Annotated in this window: 16 protein-coding genes and 2 pseudogenes; 8 read left to right on the forward strand and 10 right to left on the reverse strand. The window is 65.2% G+C overall.

The window, feature by feature from the left end:
• Positions 1 to 123 precede the first annotated feature (123 nt).
• On the forward strand, positions 124 to 819 hold the full coding sequence (locus IV498_RS02325) for a hypothetical protein (RefSeq protein ID WP_269044947.1): 696 nt from the start codon (positions 124 to 126) through the stop codon (positions 817 to 819).
• A gap of 4 nt (positions 820 to 823) precedes the next feature.
• Here IV498_RS02325 and pip read toward each other — a convergent pair whose 3' ends face one another.
• Positions 824 to 1,879 (reverse strand): prolyl aminopeptidase, encoded by a 1,056-nt coding sequence (gene pip, locus IV498_RS02330; RefSeq protein ID WP_269044948.1) that lies wholly within the window; start codon positions 1,877 to 1,879, stop codon positions 824 to 826.
• A gap of 215 nt (positions 1,880 to 2,094) precedes the next feature.
• Here pip and IV498_RS02335 point away from each other — a divergent pair, with 215 nt between their 5' ends.
• From IV498_RS02335 to IV498_RS02345, 3 genes are all read left to right on the forward strand, one after another.
• On the forward strand, positions 2,095 to 2,901 hold the full coding sequence (locus IV498_RS02335) for an SDR family NAD(P)-dependent oxidoreductase (RefSeq protein ID WP_269044949.1): 807 nt from the start codon (positions 2,095 to 2,097) through the stop codon (positions 2,899 to 2,901).
• 62 nt (positions 2,902 to 2,963) lie between these two features.
• Positions 2,964 to 4,166: an MFS transporter gene (locus tag IV498_RS02340; RefSeq protein ID WP_269044950.1), complete on the forward strand. Its 1,203-nt coding sequence runs from the start codon at positions 2,964 to 2,966 to the stop codon at positions 4,164 to 4,166.
• A gap of 261 nt (positions 4,167 to 4,427) precedes the next feature.
• Positions 4,428 to 5,366, forward strand: a complete 939-nt coding sequence (locus IV498_RS02345; RefSeq protein WP_269044951.1) for an alpha/beta hydrolase — start codon at positions 4,428 to 4,430, stop codon at positions 5,364 to 5,366.
• Here IV498_RS02345 and IV498_RS02350 read toward each other — a convergent pair.
• Positions 5,328 to 5,855: a GNAT family N-acetyltransferase gene (locus IV498_RS02350; RefSeq protein WP_269044952.1), complete on the reverse strand. Its 528-nt coding sequence runs from the start codon at positions 5,853 to 5,855 to the stop codon at positions 5,328 to 5,330. The two genes, IV498_RS02345 and IV498_RS02350, sit on opposite strands and share 39 nt — an antisense overlap.
• 285 nt (positions 5,856 to 6,140) lie before the next feature.
• On the opposite strand from IV498_RS02350, the gene IV498_RS02355 reads away from it, so the two are divergent.
• The gene (locus IV498_RS02355; RefSeq protein WP_269044953.1) at positions 6,141 to 6,896 is read left to right on the forward strand and encodes a hypothetical protein; all 756 of its coding nucleotides are present in this window, start codon (positions 6,141 to 6,143) and stop codon (positions 6,894 to 6,896) included.
• 255 nt (positions 6,897 to 7,151) lie between these two features.
• Positions 7,152 to 8,675 (forward strand): HD domain-containing phosphohydrolase, encoded by a 1,524-nt coding sequence (locus IV498_RS02360; RefSeq protein ID WP_269044954.1) that lies wholly within the window; start codon positions 7,152 to 7,154, stop codon positions 8,673 to 8,675.
• Between the two features lie 8 nt (positions 8,676 to 8,683).
• On the opposite strand, the gene IV498_RS02365 is transcribed toward IV498_RS02360, so the two are convergent.
• From IV498_RS02365 to IV498_RS02400, 6 genes and pseudogenes are all read right to left on the reverse strand, one after another.
• Positions 8,684 to 9,121: a VOC family protein gene (locus IV498_RS02365; protein ID WP_269044955.1), complete on the reverse strand. Its 438-nt coding sequence runs from the start codon at positions 9,119 to 9,121 to the stop codon at positions 8,684 to 8,686.
• A gap of 68 nt (positions 9,122 to 9,189) precedes the next feature.
• A pseudogene (locus IV498_RS18800) lies at positions 9,190 to 11,622 on the reverse strand (bifunctional salicylyl-CoA 5-hydroxylase/oxidoreductase).
• 9 nt (positions 11,623 to 11,631) lie between these two features.
• A pseudogene (locus IV498_RS02385) lies at positions 11,632 to 13,327 on the reverse strand (AMP-binding protein).
• A gap of 88 nt (positions 13,328 to 13,415) precedes the next feature.
• Positions 13,416 to 14,303 (reverse strand): acyl-CoA thioesterase, encoded by an 888-nt coding sequence (locus IV498_RS02390; RefSeq protein ID WP_269044959.1) that lies wholly within the window; start codon positions 14,301 to 14,303, stop codon positions 13,416 to 13,418.
• A gap of 5 nt (positions 14,304 to 14,308) precedes the next feature.
• Entirely contained in the window at positions 14,309 to 14,788 is a 480-nt protein-coding gene (locus tag IV498_RS02395) for a cupin domain-containing protein (protein WP_269044960.1), read from the reverse strand.
• A gap of 64 nt (positions 14,789 to 14,852) precedes the next feature.
• The gene (locus IV498_RS02400; protein ID WP_269044961.1) at positions 14,853 to 15,713 is read right to left on the reverse strand and encodes a fumarylacetoacetate hydrolase family protein; all 861 of its coding nucleotides are present in this window, start codon (positions 15,711 to 15,713) and stop codon (positions 14,853 to 14,855) included.
• A gap of 131 nt (positions 15,714 to 15,844) precedes the next feature.
• Between IV498_RS02400 and IV498_RS02405 the strand changes: the two genes are divergently transcribed.
• Both IV498_RS02405 and IV498_RS02410 read left to right on the forward strand, forming a co-directional pair.
• Entirely contained in the window at positions 15,845 to 16,234 is a 390-nt protein-coding gene (locus IV498_RS02405) for a RidA family protein (protein WP_269044962.1), read from the forward strand.
• 218 nt (positions 16,235 to 16,452) lie between these two features.
• Positions 16,453 to 17,448, forward strand: a complete 996-nt coding sequence (locus IV498_RS02410; protein ID WP_269044963.1) for a patatin-like phospholipase family protein — start codon at positions 16,453 to 16,455, stop codon at positions 17,446 to 17,448.
• A 138-nt stretch (positions 17,449 to 17,586) separates the two neighbouring features.
• Here IV498_RS02410 and IV498_RS02415 read toward each other — a convergent pair whose 3' ends face one another.
• On the reverse strand, positions 17,587 to 18,078 hold the full coding sequence (locus tag IV498_RS02415; RefSeq protein ID WP_269044964.1) for a hypothetical protein: 492 nt from the start codon (positions 18,076 to 18,078) through the stop codon (positions 17,587 to 17,589).
• Entirely contained in the window at positions 18,075 to 18,704 is a 630-nt protein-coding gene (locus IV498_RS02420) for a hypothetical protein (protein ID WP_269044965.1), read from the reverse strand. Before IV498_RS02420 ends, IV498_RS02415 begins: the two co-directional genes overlap by 4 nt.
• Between the last annotated feature and the right edge of the window lie 127 nt (positions 18,705 to 18,831).

Consider the following 18,831-nt stretch of genomic DNA (forward strand, 5'->3'; position numbering starts at 1 on the left):
GTCCGCACTTAATAGGCGATTCTGTCCAGCACTGTGCCAATGCAGCCTCGCACTGGCCAGCGACGCACCTTCCACCAACAACAGCTTCAGCACGCAACTTCAGCACGCAACGAAAGGCACATCATGTCTGCACGAATCCCCGAACTGACCGAAACCGCAGTCCACACGTCTCCCAAGCCGGACCCGGCGAATCGGAACCGCAAGCCCTTCTACCGGAAGAAGCGCATTCTCATCCCGACCGCCGTTGTCATCTTTGGCATTGCCGTGGGTTCGTGTTCGGCTGGCAGCGGCAAACCCGCCGCGGCCGTACACCCGGTGGCGACACCGACGTCGGCCGCGTCGCCGTCGCCGTCGTCGTCGGACCGAGTTCCCGTTGCGGCTCCCGCCGCAGCAAAAACCGCCGCTCCGGTGAAAACCGTGGCGCCGGCGGAACCCAAGGTGGGCGTGCCGTTCACCGTCCCGATGCGCAACGGCGACGTCGCGCGGATCACCATCGCTTCAGCCGTCCGCACCCAGAGCCTGGGCGATTCGGTGATGGCGGTTCCGCCGAAAAACGGCGAGTACCTGCTCCTGGACGTCCTGTGGGAGACGCAGACCGGGGAGACCAGTTCAAATCCGTTCTATTTCAGCGCCAAGGACAGCCAAGGGCGAAAAGCCGACCAGAATCTCTTCGTCCATAACCAGTTGGGCGCGGGGAAAATTGTTCCGGGCGACAAGTCGCGCGGATCCATAGCCTTCGACATTGCTTCCGGACCGGCGACGGTGATGATCTCCGATCTGCTGCTGCAGGAAGCTGCCCGCATTCAGATTCCGGGATAGCGGGTCAGCTCAGGGCGCTGAAGCCGTCCAGTGCCGAGGCGATTTCGTTGGGAAAGGTGCCGCCGCCGTGGCCGGCGTCGTCGAGCACCACCAGCCGACTGCCCGGCCACGCACGGTGGAGTTGCCAAGCGGTCTCCGGCGGCCCGGAAATATCGTAGCGACCGTGCACCAACGCTGCTGGGATACCGGCCAGCCGGGGCATCGCCGCGAGCACCTGACCGTCGGCCAGGAAGCAGCCATGGGACCAATAATGCGTGACCAGGCGGGCAAAGACGCCTTGGAAGGTTGGATCCTCGTATTTCGTGTTGGGTGTCCAGCCGGGCATCAGCGACACATGAGTGTCCTCCCACGCGCACCAGGCGCGGGCCGCCCTCCCGCGCACGGCCGGGTCCGGACTGGAAAGCAGCCTGGCATAGGCCGCTGCCAGGTCTCCGCCGCGTTCGGCCACTGGCACCAGCGCCGTGAAGGCCTCCCATTCCTGCGGAAAGAGCCGGCCCATGTCCTTGGTGATCCAGTCCGTCTCGCGCCGGCTGCCGGATGTCACGGCGCCAAGCACCATCGCGATGGCCCGCTCGGGATGGGCCTGGGCATAAACCAGGGCCAGGGTCACGCCCCAGGAGACGCCGACAATAACCCAGCGGTCAATGCCCAGCTGCTCCCTCAGGAGCTCCAAGTCGGCGACCAGATGGCTGGTGGTATTGGTGACCAGATCAGCATCCGGCCCGTCGGCGAGCGGCCGGCTCCGGCCGCAGCCGCGCTGATCGAAGAGCACGGCTCGGTACGCGGCCGGATCGAAATACCGTCGGGAGCCAGGCCCACAGCCGCCACCGGGTCCGCCATGGAGATAAACCGCCGGGGTGCCGTCAGGGGTACCAACAGTTTCCCAATAAAGGGTGTTGCCGTCGCTGACCTGCAGAAAACCTGATTCGTATGGTTCCACTGGGGGATAGCGGTCGGTCATGGCTTCAGTATCCTGGATATCTCCTGCCGGCGGAGGGGTAGCTAACGGGTACAGAGTGTCCCGGCTGCGCTCGGAGCCGATTGAACGGCTGTTCGTCACTTTCCCGTCCATCACTTCCATCTCCGACATGCTGCTAACGAGGGCCCTGATTATTGTTGGGTTGCCGAATGAACTTGGCGGTGGTGCCTGCCGGCTTTGGAAGGCGGGGAATTCCAGCGGGGAGATGAGGGTTGTGGGTTTTGGAGCAGGAATTCGTGCGGTATCCGACCGTGCTTGAGCTTGTATTCGTCGTTTGCTTTCTGAAGGGATGTTTTATGGATCTGCAAGATCGTTCAATTCTGCTGACGGGCGCCGGCAGCGGTATCGGCAGGGAGATGGCGTTGGAGCTGGCATCACGTTCGGTAAGGCTTACCCTGGTGGGCCGCCGGAGTGAGCCCTTGGAGGAAGTTGCCGCCATGGTGCGTGAGAGGGGCGGCCAGGCCCACGTGGTGGCACTGGACCTTACTGCGCCTGGTGCCCCGGCTGCGGTGGTCGCCGCGGCGCAGGACCGCTTCAGCGGTGTTGACGTTCTCATTAATAACGCCGGTAACGTCCGGGCCGGCCGGTTGGAGGCCTTGGATGAGTCCGAGGTGCTGGCCCAGATCGCGTTGAACCTTACCGCGCCGATCCTTTTGACCCGAGCCGCGATTCCCGCGCTCCGCGATTCCGGCGACGGACTGGTCGTGAATGTTTCATCGGGCATCGGGCTGATCGGCCTGCCGTTTTATTCCACGTATGCAGCGACGAAGGCCGGGATTGCGCATTTCGGGGAAGCTCTGCGCCGGGAACTCCTCGGTGAGGGCGTCCACGTGCTCAATGTGTATCCTGGGGCGACGAGCACACCGATGATGGACAGCTCCCAGGCCGGGGTTGAGCACGGCTTTGAATATGAGAGCCCGCAGGACGTGGCTGCCGCAGCGGTGGCCGGGATGGAACAGGGCGCCTTGTCGGTGGTCCGGGGAGGCGCGACCCGCAGCGCGATGATCGCCCTGAACCGTGAAGACCCCGCCGCAGTGGACAGGACGCTCTTCGCGCGTAAGGGCGCCCTGGAGGAAGCCGTTGCGGAGCATTCCAGTCTCTGAACTGCTTCCTTGCCCGGGGACTGCGTCGCGGCCTGCCACCCGTGCGTGAAAGGACTCTGCCTATGACGGGACAATGGCGCTGGCCGGCGCTGGCGATGTTCGCTGCCGGTTACGGGGCGAACCAGTTCGTTCCCCTTCTGGCGCTCTACCGCCGTACGCTGGCCCTCTCGGACGCGGAAGCGACCGCCGTGTTCGGTGTTTACGCCCTGGGTTTGGTCCCCGGGCTCATCCTGGGCGGGAGGGTCAGCGATGCCAGGGGACGCCGTCCGGTCATGGTGGCCTTTACCGCGTTGTCGCTGGTGGCAACCGCCGTGCTGATCACCGGACAGTGGGGCGTCGCCGGGCTATACGCGGGCAGGCTGCTCACCGGCGTAGTCTCCGGAACCGTCTTCACGGCTGGTACGGCTTGGGTGAAGGAGCTCTCTGGAGAAGGTGCGTCCGGTACAGGCGCGCGGCGGGCCGCGCTGGCGCTGACGGCAGGGTTCGGTGTCGGCCCGCTCGTGGCTGGCCCGCTGGCCCAATGGGCGCCGGCACCGCAAGTGCTGCCCTACCTGGTTCACTTGGCACTGGCCGGTACCGTCCTGGTGATGCTTCCGCGTGCACGGGAAACGCTGCCGCCGGGCAGACTCCTTCAAGCCCGGGCGCCCGTGTTGCCGCCGTCGGTTTCCTCGGCGCGGTTCCTCCGCGTGGTCGTGCCGATGGCGCCTTGGGTGTTTGGCAGCGTCACGCTGGCCTTCACCACGCTTCCCGGTCATGGAACAGGGACGGTGGGCGTACTCGGTGTGGCCTTCCCCGGGCTGTTGGCCGCGGGCGCCCTCGCGGCGGGCGTGATCTCACAGCCTTTGGGCCGGCGCCTGCATGAGGCAGGGGCGGCCCGTGGAGGAACCACCGCAGCGATGACGGGCCTTGGCATTGTTGCCGCAGGCTGCGCGGCGGCCGCGTTTGCTACGGCCCGGCCCGGGGTGCCGGCAGCCACGGTGGCGGCCCTGGTGCTCGGCGCGGGGTATGGAATATGCCTTATCGTCGGGCTGCGGGAGGTCGAGGAAATCGCTGCGCCCGGGGAGCTCGGCGCTGTGATCGCTCTCTTTTACTGCTTGGCGTATTCGGGCCTGGCCATTCCGTACCTGCTGGCCCTCGTGGCCCCGCACACCGGTTACCCTGAAGCGCTGCTTTTCACCGCAGCCGCCGCCACCCTGACGCTGGTCGCCATATTCCTTGCAGGACGGCGGGGCTTACGGGCCGAACCCGAAGTGAACAACACCTAACCCGCCGCTTCCGGACAGCCGGCCGTCCGTCACAGGTCCCCTCCTGATCGGAGCAGATGAACTCGGTGTTCTGCGCCGAAGGTTAGTGGATCCGCACCGGAGTGAACCTGACACAAGATGGCAGCGCGGCAAGAGTGGCTGTGACCGGACTTCCACTCACCCTGCGAAGCGGCCGCCTGGGCGGTGCTCATGGGTGCCGGCTCGAGGCCGAAGTCGCCGAGCGGTACCCCGGGTCGCGCTCTCATCGTGTTAGGTGAACGGGTGGGAAACGCCGACAATGCGTCGATGGACAACGTTCTTGCTGATCCTGAACTGGATTCGTGGATTTCCGGAATTCGCGCCGTCCCCGCCCAGGTGCCGCCGCTGGACATTCCGGCCTTGCGCACGCCGCGGATCAGACCGCCGGGACCGGATCTTCTGGCTGTCCGCAGTCTGACCGTCCCCGGAAACATTCCGGTGGCCGTTCGCCTGTACCGGCCGGGCGAGGGGAGGCTGCCCGTCGTCGTTCATGTCCACGGCGGAGGGTTCGTCTTCGGCGACCTTGAATCGCACGACCGTACCTGCCGCCGGTTGGCGCAGGAGGCGAACGCGGTGGTGCTGGCGGTGGATCACCGGCGGGCGCCGGAGCACTGCGCTCCGGCGGCGGTCGACGACGTCGCCCGGGTCCTCGAATGGGTGCTGTCCCAGCCGGGAGAGCTGGGAGCGGTGGATGGGCGAACCGGCCTGGCGGGGGACAGTGCCGGCGGACTGCTCGCGATTGTGACTGCCAATCGGCTGGTCTCGGCCGGGGCCCTGCTGCGGGCGCTGCTGCTTATTTGTCCGAATGCGGATCTGACCTTGTCGCAGCCGAGCATCGTGCAGAAATCCTCCCGCTGGGGACTCGACGAGGCAGAACTGCGTTGGTTTGTCGAGCAGTGGGTGCCGGGTCTGGATGCGGCAAAACTGTCGCGGTTCAGCCCTCTGCAGATGAACTTCGGCCCACTACCCCGGACCCTCATCGCGACGGCAGAACATGACCCATTACGGCATGAGGGTGCGGCCCTGGCCCGGAAACTCCAGGCCTCGGGCATCGACGCCCGCGAGGTCGCCCACCCGGGACTCGTGCATGGATTCCTCAGCCTCGACACCGTTTCGCCGGCTGCTGCAGCGGCTGGAGCCGCTTTATTGAGGCTGTTCGGTGCCGTCCTGCGGGAACCGTGAGACCGCCGGGCCGGGAATGTCCGTCAGGACAAGGCTGGCCCAAACCCGGTCAGTGCCATCTGCGGCAGAGGGGGTGAACCCGAGCTTGCGCAGAAGGGCCTGTGCCGCGGTATTGGATCCGCCGGTTTCGGCGCATACTTCGTCATAGCCCAAGGAGCTGGCTTCGCGCAGAACGGCGGCCAGTGCTTCCTGGCCGGCGCGCCGTTCGCGGTGCGAGCGGCGGATCCAAATACCGGTTTCCAGAACGCGCGGCGAACCGGTCCTCTTCAATCGCACCGAACCGACTACTTCATTGCCGGTGAGAATGGCCCACGTGGCCTCGGCTTCCGGGCCGTCCAGTCCGCCCCTGCGCGCCCGATGGAAGTCGCGGAGCCAGGTGATTCTCGCGGCCGACCATTCGCCGTCGTCCGTCAGCGGTGGAGTTACCTCGTTGGCAGCGGCGTCCGTCGTCGCGGCGTCAATCAGCCGGACAAGTATGTCCTCATTCACGGGCACAATCATTCGGGCGCCGCAAGTCTGCAGAAGGAATGTCCGGCGGAGATCGACCGCCGGGGTTCCACTGGAGGATAGCGGTCGGCCATGGCTTTAGTATTGCGGAGATCTCCGATCGGTGAAGTGGAAACCGTTAGCTGCGGGGTATTGGATGCTTTCGCCCGGCGAAATCTGACGGGTTTGATGGCGCGCCGGATATGGGAGCGAAATGGGGCATTCGCCCCATGATTTTCCTTTGCCGCCGGCCGTACGCTCAATGCACCAGAACGAAAGGAACCCATCATGGCAGCCCATCAGCCCCAGTTCTTTGCCGACCAGGCGTGCAGTGACACAACCGGTAACGAAGGACCCGAAGACCCAGCCGAACATTTCCACGGATACGCCGTTCTCGGATTGCCGTTCAGCTCCGGCTACTACCTGGCATTCCGGCACTGGCCCTCCAGCTCCGTTGGACCTGGGTACCGGGCGGTCTGGGTGCGGACGCCGGACCGCCGATGGACCATCTATGCAGACGTGGCCCCGGAGCTGAGTTGCGCCAGATACTTCGGCTCAGCGATCCATTCCGCGGTGACTGCTCCGGTATCCATCGATTGGTCCGGGCCCTCCACGGCACGGATCCAAGTACCGCGCTTTGTCGACTGGCAGCTCCAGCTCGCGGGTTCTGCCGCCACCGCCATGCTGACTGCCATGGCCACAAGCATGCCGGCACCGCTCTGGCGGCGGGAGAGCCTGCTCCGGGCCATGGGTGCCATGGCCGGAGGAGCCCTGCGGGCAGGAAAAATGAGCGTCAGCGGTACCGTCCCCAACGGCCAGTCCTTCCAGGCCCAACCCAGGAGGCTGTGGCTGGTGCGGGACTCACGCGCCATTGTCGACGGATGCGACGTCGGTGAGCCCGGGCCACTGCCTGAGCAGGACCGGCTGGGCAGCTTTTGGCTCCCGCAGCGTGGTTTGTTCGCCGCAGACCTAGGCATCAGATTCCCCTCCACGGCGCCGGGCGCCTTGCCGGAGTCGGCAAAGGAACGGAGCGAAACACATTGAATAAGGCAGCCATGTCCCTGACAACGGGATGAAAGACCCGGAGCGCGTCACCCTCCAGCTGTGGACGGACAATGGGAAGGAAGAGAACATCGCACGCGTACCCCTGCTGCCGCAGGGCGCGTCCCTATAATGGGAAAGGTGACGCGCCCTCCTGGCTTTGGCGGTGCAGACCAAGGTCGGCGGGGACCACGGCCGGCAGCAGCGGCGCGGGCACCGAGCGGTGCGGCTGCGGGAAATGGGGCATCGGATGGGGCAGTGCCAGTGCGGCGCTGCGAGATCCTTGCCGCACTTTCGCTGGCCATCGATTTGGGCCTCGGGCAGCCGATGGAACATATGCTTCGGTCCTGCCTGTTGGCCCTGCGGATCGCAGACCGGACGAATGCAAACCCGGCCGAGCGTGGGAGCATCTACTACGCGCATCTGCTGGCTTGGATTGGCTGTCATGCCGACTCCTTCGAGCTGGCCGCCATGTTCAGCGACGACATTGCGTTCCGGGCGGACTACTACACGATCGATCAGCGCGGATTGCCGATGTACAAGTCCTTTTTCAGCCACACCGGCGCCGCCCTTCCGCCCGTGCAGCAGGCCATCAGCCGCACCCGGTTTGCTCTCACCGGCCGCGGTGCTGTGCAGAACCTGATCCGCTCGCACTGCACATCAGCCGGGGAACTCGCCCGTCGGGTGGGACTTGATGAAAATGTCTGCGCGCTGCTGACCAACACCTTCGAGCGGTGGGACGGCAAGGGCCTTCCGGAGGGGCGGAAGGGGCCGGATATCCCACTGGGAACGCGGATCACAAATCTCGCGGAGACCATCGAAGTGTTTCTGCGGGCGGCCGGTGTCCAGGGGGCCGTGGAGATGGTCCGGAAGCGGCGCGGCACGCAGTTTGATCCTGAGCTGACGGACCTCTTCTGCGCCAACGCCGTCGAACTGACCGACGGCCTGCTGGATCAGGACCCCTGGCCGGCGGCGCTGGCGGCGGCTCCGGAAGGCGATCTGCTGGCAGGAACCGAACTTGACGCCGTCCTGCGGGCGATCGGGGATTTCGCCGACCTGAAATCCCCCTACACGACGGGCCATTCCCGGGAGGTCGCCTCGCTCGCAGCCGAAGCGGGCCGCGAACACGGTCTTGCCCCGGACGGCATTGCAGTGCTCCGCCGGGCCGGCTGGGTGCACGATATTGGGCGAATGGGAGTCTCCAACGGCGTGTGGGACAAGAAAGGGGAGCTGTCGCAGCGCGACACCGAGCATCTGCAGATGCATCCGTATCTGGGCGAGCGGATCCTGAGCCGCGTGCCGGGAATGCGAAGCGTCGCAGAACTCGTGGGCTCACACCACGAGCGTCTGGACGGATCAGGATATCCCCGTGGCCTTGGGGAACAGTCACTGAACATCAGCCAGCGCATCCTGGCCGCCGCCGACAGTTACCGGACATATCTGGAACCCCGACCGCACCGCGCCGCCTTGAGCCCGGACGGGGGCGCCGAAAGGCTGCTCGCGGAAGTGGCGGCGGGCCGGCTGGACGGCGCCGCGGTGGATGCGGTGCTGGTGGCGGCGGGACAACGACGACGACGGCCGCGCGTGCTTCCCGGCGGCGTAACACCGCGGGAAGCGGAGATCCTGAAAATGCTCTGCCATGGGATGAGCACCGCGGACATAGCCGGAATCCTGTTTATCTCACCGAAAACCGTTCGGAACCACGTTGAACACATCTACCTGAAAATTGGGGCCAGCAACAGGGTGGGAGCCACCCTTTACGCCGTTGAGCACGGGCTGTGAAAACCTGATCATTCGGGTGCCACAAAGATGCAGAAGGGATGTCCGGCCGGGTCCGCGAAGACATAGAGCGGCTCGGCGTCGTCATTGGATCGGTCCCGGAGCAACTTTGCTCCAAGGGCGGTGGCGCGCCGGTACTGCACCTGCAGCTCGGCTTTGCTGGGAACGGAGGTATCCAGGTGCAGCATCTGCGGTCGGGACCCCTCCGGCCAAGTGGGACGGGGGAGAGCCGGCACCTGCGCGAAGGCGAGCGCCGGAGCGCCGCCGGCGCTGCAGAGCACCAGCCATTCTTTACCTTTGGCGTCGGGTGTTCCCGCCGGAGGAAGTTCGTCGCCGGCGCGGTAGTTCAACCCGAGCAGTTGGCGGTAGAACTCGGCCAGTTGCCGGGCGTCCTCACAGTCGAGCACCACTTGGCGCAGCGTGGGCGTTGTCTCAATCGAACCCGTCATGGCTGCCTGCTTCCTTCCAACGTCCGGGCGGTGCGCTGCTGCCCAGCGGATCCGGCGAATCAGCCGGGTTAGTTCCCCGTTCCGTCGGCCGGGACGAGCTCCGCAGCGTCTGTTGAGCCATTTTCCCCCTGCGCGCTGCGCGGCGTCCAGCGCACGTGCACCGGGCTGGGGTCGCAGGTCGGTTCCCTGAGCAGGGACAGCCGCGGCCGGATGGCATCCGTCCGGGCGCTCGGTGGCTTCCGGCTGCCGGCCCGGAAAGGAAGCACCCACGCGGCCGAATCCCCCTTGAAGTCCTGGTCGGCAGCGGCGTGCAGCGTCCAGTGTGGGTCATACAGGTGCGGACGGCCCACGGCGCACAGGTCGGCGCGGCCTGCCAGCAGGATCGAATTGACGTCGTCGTAGGAAGAGATGGCGCCGACGGCGATGACGGCGGCTCCAGCGGGAGCGGCAGCTTCCTGGCGGATCCGGTCCGCGAACGGAGTCTGATAGCTGCGTCCGTAGGCTGGTTTTTCGTCCTTGGTCACCTGGCCGGTGGAGACGTCGATGCCCGCCGCGCCGTGGTCAAGGAAGGCGCGGGCAATTTGCACGGCGTCATCGACCGTGTTGCCGCCGCCGCACCAATCGGTGGCGGAGATGCGGATGGTCAGTGGCTTGTCGGCGGGCCAGGCGGCACGGACGGCGTCGAACACCTCCAGCGGATAGCGCAGCCGGTTGGCCAGGCTGCCGCCATATTCGTCGGTGCGTTTGTTGGAAAGGGGCGAGAGGAATGAGGAGAGCAGGTAGCCGTGGGCGGCGTGCACCTCGAGTAGGTCGAAGCCTGCCGCGGCGGCCCGCCGGCCCGAGGCGGCGAACTCCTCCCGGATCTGATCCATTTCGGCCCGGCTGATTTCGCGCGGGATCTGGCTGCCGTCGCCGTAAGCAACGGCCGAGGGGCCGGTGACCTCCCAATTGCGGTCATCCAGCGGCTCGTCGATGCCCTCCCACATAAGTTTCGTCGAGCCCTTGCGGCCGGAGTGGCCGATCTGGGCACCGATCTTCGCGGTGGACTGCTGATGCACGAAGTCCACAATCTGCTGCCAGCTTTCGCGCTGCTCCTCGGTGTACAAACCGCTGCAGCCCGGAGTAATCCTGCCTTCGGGCGAAACGCACACCATTTCCGTCATCACCAGCCCGGCACCGCCCAGAGCCCTGCTGCCGAGATGGACCAGATGGAAGGAGCCGGGGATTCCGTCGACGGCCGAGTACATGTCCATCGGTGAAACGACGATCCGGTTCTTCAGCTCCAGCTGGCCGATCCGGTAGGGCTGGAACATGGCGGGCGCCACCTGGTCAAGGTCCTGCGAGGCGGCGAAGTCCGCGTCCACTGCCGGGCGAACTCGGGGTCGCGCAGCTTCAGGTTGTCATAAGTGATACGGCGGCTGCGGGTGAGCAGGTTGAAGCAGAACTGGGTGGGGTCCTGGTCCTTGTACTGACCGATGTTCTCGAACCACTCCAGAGACGCCTGCGCAGCGCGCTGGGTGGATTCCACCACCGGTCGGCGCTCGGTTTCGTAGGCTTGAAGCGCCTCGCTCACGCCGTGGTGTTCATGCAGGCACGCGGCCAGTGCCAGCGCGTCTTCCATGGCCAGCTTGGTGCCGGAGCCGATGGAGAAGTGCGCCGTGTGGGCGGCATCCCCGAGCAGCACGACGTTGCCGTGGCGCCAGTTTTCGTTGCGCACCGTGGCGAAGTTCAGCCACTTCGAATTGTTGCTGAGCACTTCGTGGCCGCCCAGCTCGTCCGCGAAGATGGCGCGGATTTTGGCCACGGCTTTATTGTCCGAGGCGCCCCGGCCGAAGCTGTCTGCGTCGGCTTCGTCGAAGCCGGCAGCGCGCCAGACCTCCTCCTGCATCTCCACAATGAAGGTGGATCCTTCATCGGAGTAGGGGTAGCCGTGAATCTGCATCACGCCCCATTGGGTGTCCTTGACGAAGAACTTGAACGCCTCGAACACCTTGTCGGTGCCCAGCCACATGTATTTATTTATTGCCGCGCACGTCCAGGCTTGGCTTGAACGAGTCCGCGTATTTGGTCCGGATCTGGGAGTTGACTCCGTCAGCGGCGAGCACCAGATCGTGGCTGGTCTGCAGTTCCTCCACCGGTGGTGCCATGGTGCTGAAGCGGACGTCCACCCCCAGCTCCAGGGTGCGCCGCTGCAGCAGTTCCAGCAGTTCCCGCCGGCTCATGGCGGCGAAGCCCTGACCGCCAATGGTACGCACCTGGTTGCGAAAATGGATGTCGATATCGCTCCAGCGGGCGAAGTGGCGGCTCATGTAGTCGGCCACGACGGGATCCGCGTTGCCAATGCCGCCGAGGGTTTCGTCGGAGAAAACGACGCCGAAACCGTAGGTGTCACTGGCGGCGTTGCGTTCCCACAGGGTGATCCGGTGGGAAGGGTCCAGTTGTTTCATCAGCGCGGCGAAGTACAGGCCACCGGGCCCACCGCCAACAATTGCGATCTTCATGTTCGAGTCCTATCGGGTGTTGAGGGCGGCGGTGCCGGCCAGGCCTGGGGGCGGGGGAGAATCTGACGCGCCGTCCTGGGACTGTGCCTCGAGCGCGATGGCTTCGCGGAGCCGGAAATGCTGGAGCTTGCCGCTGGGGTTGCGCGGCAGTTCGGTCACAAACCGCACATCGCGGGGATACTTGTAGGGGGCGATGACCGCTTTGACGAAGTCCTGGATTTCCGTGCCCTTGTCGGCAGTGGCGGCGACGCCCTCGCGCAGCACGACGAACGCACAGACCACGCTGCCGCGGTCCTCGTCGGGGCGGCCGACGACGGCGTTCTCCAGTACGTCGGGGTGTTCGTTAATGGCTGCCTCGACTTCGGGCGCGCCAATGTTGTAGCCGGAGGAGACGATCATATTGTCCGAGCGTGCCTGATAGACGAAGTAGCCGTCGTCGTCGCGCAGGAAAGTGTCGCCTGTGACATTCCAGCCGTTGTGGACGTAGCTGGCCTGCCGCGGGTCATCGAGGTACCGGCAGCCGGTTGGGCCGATAACGGCCAGCCGGCCGGATTCGTTGGGACCGGCCTCCGCACCGTAGGCGTTCAGGATGACGGCCCGGTAGCCGGGCACCGCCACGCCGGTGGCGCCGGGATGGATGTCCTCGCCCACAGCGGATATGAACACGTGCAGCATTTCGGTGCTGCCGATTCCGTTGACCAGCTTCACTCCGGTCTCGTCGTAAATGTGCTGCCAGGTTTCCCTGGGCAGGTGCTCTCCGGCGGAAACGGCGATCCGGAGCCGGCTGAGGAGATCGCCGCGGCCCTGCTTGAGGATGGCCCGGTAGGCGGTGGGCGCGGTGAACAGCACGGATGCATTCGCGGCCGCGGCCGCTTCCGCCAGCTCAAGCGGCGTGGCCCGCTCCGTCAACAGGGCGGACGCCCCAAAGCGCAGCGGGAACACAACGAGCCCGCCGAGGCCAAAGGTGAACGCCAGCGGCGGCGAGCCGGCAAAGACGTCTTCCGGTGTTGGCTTCAGGAGGTAGCGGGCAAAAGTGTCCGCATTGGCCAGGATGTCCCGGTGGAAGTGCATGGTCACCTTGGGCGTGCCGGTGGTGCCGGAGGTTGGACCCAGGAGGGCGACGTCGTCGGCCGCCGTTTCGACGTTGCGGAACGTTCCGCTCTTGGCGGCACAGCGGGAGGTGAGGTCCCCGCCGTCGTCCGCGCCGTACGTCATGACCGGCAGCGCTGCACCCGCCGCGGTGCGCATCTCCTCGGCAAAGCGATGGTCGGTGATGGCGACAGTCGGCTTGGTGCGGTCAATCAGGGTGGAGATTTCGGCTGAGCAGCATGGGCATGGTGGTGACGACGACGGCGCCGGCTTTGAGCACACCCAGCCAGGCGGCGACGAGCCAGGGGTTGTTCGGTCCGCGCAGCAGCACCCGGTTCCCCGGCACCACACCGAAGTCCTCGGTCAGCACCTGGGCGATCTGGTTGGCGCCCCTGAGAAGCTCACCATAGCTCCAGGTGACACCCTCGGGTGTGTGCAGCGCGGGCCGGTCAGCGCCAAACCGGGCGACGGCGTCGTCGATCAGCACGGTGCCGGAGTTCAGCCGATCCGGGTACTGCAGTTCCGGCAGGGTGAATTCAAGGATGGGCCATGACTCCACCGGGGGAAGATGATCCCGGGTAAAGCTGTCCAGATGGGCCGATGTCGTCAATGTCATGGCCGTTCCTTTCGGTTGCGGTGCGGTGCGGTTGCGGTGCGGTTGCGGTGCGGTGCGGGTGGGGCAGAGGGGCAGAGGGGCAACCGGATCAGGTGCCTGAGCGGACCATGCCTTCCTGCGCGACAGTGGCCAGCAGCAGGCCGTCGCGGGAGAAGAACCTGCCCATCGCCAGACCGCGGCTGTGTTGACTGGAGATGGCCTCCTGGGCGTACAACACCCAGTCGTCGGCGCGGCCGTCGCGGTGGAACCAGATGGAGTGGTCCAGGCTGGCAGTGGTCAGCCCCGGGGTGGACCAGTTGAGTCCGTGCACGCGCAGCAGCGGCTCCAGAATGGTGTAGTCGCACACGTAGGCGAGGGCGGTGCGGTGCAGATCGGCGTCGTCGGGAAGCCGGTTGAAGGCCTTGACCCAGACGGCCTGGTTGGGGGCGGTGCCGCCCTCGAGCTCGAGATACAGCGGACCCGGCACATGACGCATGTCGAAGCTGCGCCCGTGGGACCAATAGTCGGCCGCCGGGCCGGGGACGCCGTCGAGCACCCGCGCGGCGCTGCGCAGCGACTCGGGGTTCAGGGAGGCTGGCATGGCCGGCTGGAAATCGGAGCCGTCTTCGGCCACGTGGAAGGAACCCATGGCGGCAAACAGGGTTTTGCCCTTTTGCCAGCCCCGCACGCTGCGGGTGGAGTAGCCCCGCCCGTCGCGCAGGATTTCCACTTCATAGCGCACCGCCGTGCCGACATCCACCGGGCGCATGAAGTAGCTGTGCATGGAATGCAGCTTGCGGTCCGCGTCCACGGAACGCATCATGGCGGCGGCGGCCTGAGCCACCATGTCGCCACCGTAGGATTTGGGCCACGGCACATATTGGGTGACGGCCTCAAAGGCCAGATCATGGACCTGCGGCTCAACGGCGGTCAGCTCAACGGCCTGCAGGAACGTCGCTGATCTGCCTGCCTGGACGAGGGCGGATTCAGCTTTCACGTCAGTTATGCCCTCCGGTAATCGGCGAGCGTTTCATCTGCAACGTCTTCGAGGTTGATGACCAGGTTTTCCGGGGTGCGTGCCGTCAGCCAGACAAGGTCCTCGGTCAGAGACATATTGGCCTCGACGTGGGGCATGAACGGCGGGACGAACACCCAGTCGCCGGTCTTCATGTCCAGAAACTCGGAGTAGTTTTCGCCAAAATAGATCCGGCCGTGCCCGCGCAGCACGTAGCCGCCGGTCTCCGCCTCACCGTGATGGTGCGGCAGCGATCGGTAACCCGGAGTATTGGAGACCTGGCCGAACCAGATCTTCGTGGCGGGCGTGTGCTGGATGGACACGCCCGAGACGCGGATGCAGTCCCCGGATTGGGCGGTGTTGGTGTCCTCTTCCCCGGCACGGGTTACGACGGGCACCACGGCGCCAGCGGAGTTGGCATATTCGGAGTTGTCGCCCTCGGTGCGGTAGGTGATGGTTTCGCTCATGATTTTCACTCCTGGTTTGTTCTCGTGGTTGCGGTGCGGGCTTAGCGGCTTTCCAGCTGCGGAGCTAGTGGCCGGTTCCGGCGCCTTGATGAATTCGGATCTGGTTCTCGAGCCGGCCGATCCCGTCAATTTCGGTGCTGAGGATGTCGCCGTCGTTGAGGAACCGCGGTGGCTTTCGGCCCATGCCCACGCCGCCGGGGGTGCCCGTCAGGACCACATCGCCGGCCCGCAGGGTGGTGAATTGGGAAATGTAGGACAGCAGCCGGGCCGGCCCAAACACGAGGGTGCCGGTGTTGCCGTGCTGGACGAGTTCGCCATTCACCCATCCCCGCACTTCGAAGCCATGCCCGGCCGGGAATTCGTCCGCGGTGACCAGCACCGGGCCCAGCGGCGTGGTTGCGTCAAAGGCCTTGCCTTGGAACCACTGCAGGGTCCGGTTTTGCCAGTCGCGCATGGAGACGTCGTTGGACACCGCGTAGCCGGCGATCGCCGCGGCCGCCTCGTCATCACTGGCGCGGGTCAGCGTTGCGCCGACGACGACGGCGAGTTCGGCTTCCCAGTCAACGGACTCGCTGCCGTGGACCTCTATGCTGTCTCCGGCGCCGACGAGAGTGTCGGCATACTTGGCGAAAAGCGTGGGATAGTCGGGCAGTTCGCGGCCCATTTCCAGGATGTGGTCGGCGTAGTTCAGTCCGCAGCAGATCACCTTGCCGGCCGTGGGCAGCAGCGCGGCCAGCGTAGCCGCACCAGCAGGGACAACGGCGGAGTCCCCGGCAGCCGCAGCGGCTGTGACGAAGGCCTTCCAGTCCGGACGGGCCAAGAGGTCCCCGACATTGGGGGCGGACAGGAGGAGGTAACCGTCCGTGCCAACGGCCAGCGCCGCCGTCGTACTGTTTTCGCCGATCCGCAGGGTGGCAAGTTTCATCAGTGCGTTCTCCCATTCCAAGGACGTGTGTCGACTTTTTTACGACCGTCACATATGCTCAATGTAGCACCGAACGAGACTTCTGTTCCAGCTTGAACGATGAGTTTCTCCCCCGCACCGAAGGAAGCAGAATGCACACGACGATCAATCCCGCCGCGCTGCCTAAGCCTTCCGGCTACGCGCATGGAGTCCTGGCGGGAAAGACCGTCTATCTCGGCGGCCAGACCGCACTCACGAAGGACATGCAGATTGTCCCGGGCGGCATTGTGGCGCAGTTCCGGCAGGCGTTCAGCAATGTCCTGCTCACCCTCTCGGAGGCCGGCGGCCAGCCGCAGGACCTGGTCAGTGTGACCATTTACCTCACGGATGTGGACGACTATCTGGCCAATGGTCGGGAAATCGGCCGGCTGTGGCGGGAGATGGCCGGGTCCGAATATCCGGCGATGGCGGGCATCGGGGTCAGCCGGCTGTGGCAAAAAGAAGCACTGATCGAGATCCAGGGCATCGCCGTCATACAGTAGCGGCCAGAAGGTTCGCGTCCTGGGGAGCGGCGGATAAATGACCTATTGCGCACTGCTCCGCCGGCGTGCTAACGTACAGGCGATCGAGATCCATCGGCAGGAGGTGAGACCCATGAACGCAGTATCCGCAGTGGGTGCTCCCCTGCAATCCACGATTGCGCGACTGAGGTAGTCGCCACCGGGAGCGCCCGACAGGCAATTCGCGAAAGGCGACTCCCGTGAACACAACACCTTCCTCAAATCCGCACTTCACCTCGACGACGACCTCAGACCGGCCGAGGTCCCACCAAGATCAGCCGCAGGTCGACGCCACGAAGGTGGCGAGCGCCGCGGGCAGGCGGGCGCTGGTCCTTGGCGGTGGCGGATCCACAGGCAATGCATGGCTTATCGGCGTGATCGCCGGCCTGTTCGATGCCGGTCTGGATGCGCCCCAGGCCGACCTGATCATTGGGACGTCGGCCGGATCGACGGCCGCGGCCCAAATAACCAGCGCGACCCCGATCGAATTGTTTGACGCCATCCTTGCCGCTGAGGCCCAGCCACGGACTGCTCCGGGGGGATCCGCCCGCGGACCTGTCCCGATCAGGCCGGCGGCGAACCACATGGAGACAACGAGCGCAATCATCGCCGCCGCTGAGGATGCGGCGGACATGCGCCGCAGAATGGGCGCGGCGGCGCTCGAAACGGCCGCGACGTCGCACAGTTCCGTGCAGACGCGGTGGCGCGCTACGGTCGCGGCTCGTCTGCCCAGCCAGCTCTGGCCGCAACAGCGGATGCTCATTCCGGCGGTCGATGCCCATACCGGCGAGCCGGTCGTGTTTGACCGCGACAGCGGGGTCGACTTAGTGGACGCCGTGGCCGCCAGCTGTTCCAGTGGCCCTGCCTACAGTATCGGCGGCGGCCGATACATCGACGGCGGCTACCGATCGAACGCCGACAACGCCGATCTGGCAACCGGGTACGCACGGGTGCTGGTGCTGTCACCATTCGGTGGTAGATCACGGACACCGGTGGGCTGGGGCATGCATCTGGCAACACAGGTCGACGAACTACGCGCAGGCGGCAGTAGAGTCGAAACGATCTTCCCGGGCAGCAAGTCCGAGCACATGTTTGGCGCCAATGCGATGGATCTGTCGCTGCGTCCGCCCGCTGCTCTGGCTGGCTACAGCCAAGGCAGAGCCCTTGCCGAACAACTCACCGAATTTTGGCGGTGACGCCTGCGGCACCGGTCCACTCGATAGGCGTGACGCATTAGTCGTCAACGGAACACTATCCTTTCGGGCGCGCATGCGGGTCGGACGTCCAGTCGGCCACGCATGCGGGTCGGACGTCCAGTCGGCCACGCATGCGGGTCAGGCGTCCAGGATTCCGTTCCTCGCTTCCCGTAGTTCCGGGAGTGCATGGGTATCAAGGTCTTCCCTGAATTGGATGCTGGCGTAGCGATCGAATTTGATGCGGCCGGCGTCGTCGAAAATCCTTATGCTGCGGCGGATCCTCCCGGTTGGGAAGTACGGGTGACGGCAGGTGACCCGGACGAGGGTTCCGGGCCACTCACCGATGACGTCCACTTGTGTTTCACGGACACCCGTTGCGAGCGGACGGGCGGTTCCATCTGGCGCATTCCAATAGGGGCCGGCGTCGACAAACTGATCCGTCAACGCCTTCACCGCTTGGGTTTTCTGTGCATCGGTTAAGCCAGCGAACTTCCAGCGGCTTCCTGCCGCGTTGGCCAGGTCGATTTGCGCGGCATCATGGGATGGGACATAGGGGTTGTAGTTCAGCTCGAGCCGTTCTGGGGCAACAGGGGGTCCCCATCCTTGGGGGACGTAGTCCCTGAATTTCACGTGCTCGGGCCATTGTTCAACGGGACCCAAAACCAGGGCGGTGCGCCGGTATTCGTAAGTAATCCCGCCAGAGTCACGGTGGGCGACCGGCGGGGAGGGTTCACGAACAGCACATGCCCTTGGTTTTCTTCGCGTACGGCGTTGACATACCGATCGACGTGCAGCGTTCGCGGAGGTTGCCCGGGGACGTGGATGTGCAGCGTCGTTGGTGCCCAATCGGTCGGCAACTCGCCGCCCCGATAAGTGTCATCGATGAGTTCTCCTGGGGAACTACCCGCCCACAGTCCGGCACGAGTTGCGCCCAAGACCGGTGTGCCTCCAAGGCGAACCACCCCAACGGATCCGTCCACATCGATTCTTACCACCGCCGAAAAGTCGGGCGCTTGCAGATCCGGGTAGCGATCGTCACCTCCTACATCACCGGCTTGATACAACACCCAGAGTGCATCCGGCGCCTGAAGTACCCACACGTTCGGGGCAAATATTCCGATATCAAGCTCCGGCCAGGTGAGAAATAGGTCCGGTTTGGCTTTACGGCGGGCCACCACCACAGGGCGTTTGTCCTCGACGAAAAACGTCGTCTCACCAATCGTTGCGCGCGGCAACGGTGACATTAAGTCGGTCATGGCCCGATGCTAACAGCAGACAGGCCTTGGCAAGCCGAAGCAATCCGCCTTGTACATAGCAGCAAATCGCAGGGCAAACGCGGGAACTCAACTCTCGGTCCGGTCGTCGAGGGCAGCGCAGCTGCGA

This window comes from Paenarthrobacter sp. Z7-10 (genome assembly GCF_026932795.1).
Taxonomy (GTDB): Bacteria; Actinomycetota; Actinomycetes; order Actinomycetales; family Micrococcaceae; genus Arthrobacter_M.

Excerpts from the sequence above, each read along its gene's own strand:
- IV498_RS02325 (WP_269044947.1), top strand. The coding sequence starts at position 124 with ATGTCTGCACGAATCCCCGAACTGACCGAAACCGCAGTCCACACGTCT.
- IV498_RS02335 (WP_269044949.1), top strand. The coding sequence starts at position 2,095 with ATGGATCTGCAAGATCGTTCAATTCTGCTGACGGGCGCCGGCAGCGGT.
- IV498_RS02340 (WP_269044950.1), top strand. The coding sequence starts at position 2,964 with ATGACGGGACAATGGCGCTGGCCGGCGCTGGCGATGTTCGCTGCCGGT.
- IV498_RS02355 (WP_269044953.1), top strand. The coding sequence starts at position 6,141 with ATGGCAGCCCATCAGCCCCAGTTCTTTGCCGACCAGGCGTGCAGTGAC.
- IV498_RS02365 (WP_269044955.1), bottom strand. The coding sequence starts at position 9,121 with ATGACGGGTTCGATTGAGACAACGCCCACGCTGCGCCAAGTGGTGCTC.
- IV498_RS02395 (WP_269044960.1), bottom strand. The coding sequence starts at position 14,788 with ATGAGCGAAACCATCACCTACCGCACCGAGGGCGACAACTCCGAATAT.
- IV498_RS02400 (WP_269044961.1), bottom strand. The coding sequence starts at position 15,713 with ATGAAACTTGCCACCCTGCGGATCGGCGAAAACAGTACGACGGCGGCG.
- IV498_RS02405 (WP_269044962.1), top strand. The coding sequence starts at position 15,845 with ATGCACACGACGATCAATCCCGCCGCGCTGCCTAAGCCTTCCGGCTAC.
- IV498_RS02420 (WP_269044965.1), bottom strand. The coding sequence starts at position 18,704 with ATGACCGACTTAATGTCACCGTTGCCGCGCGCAACGATTGGTGAGACG.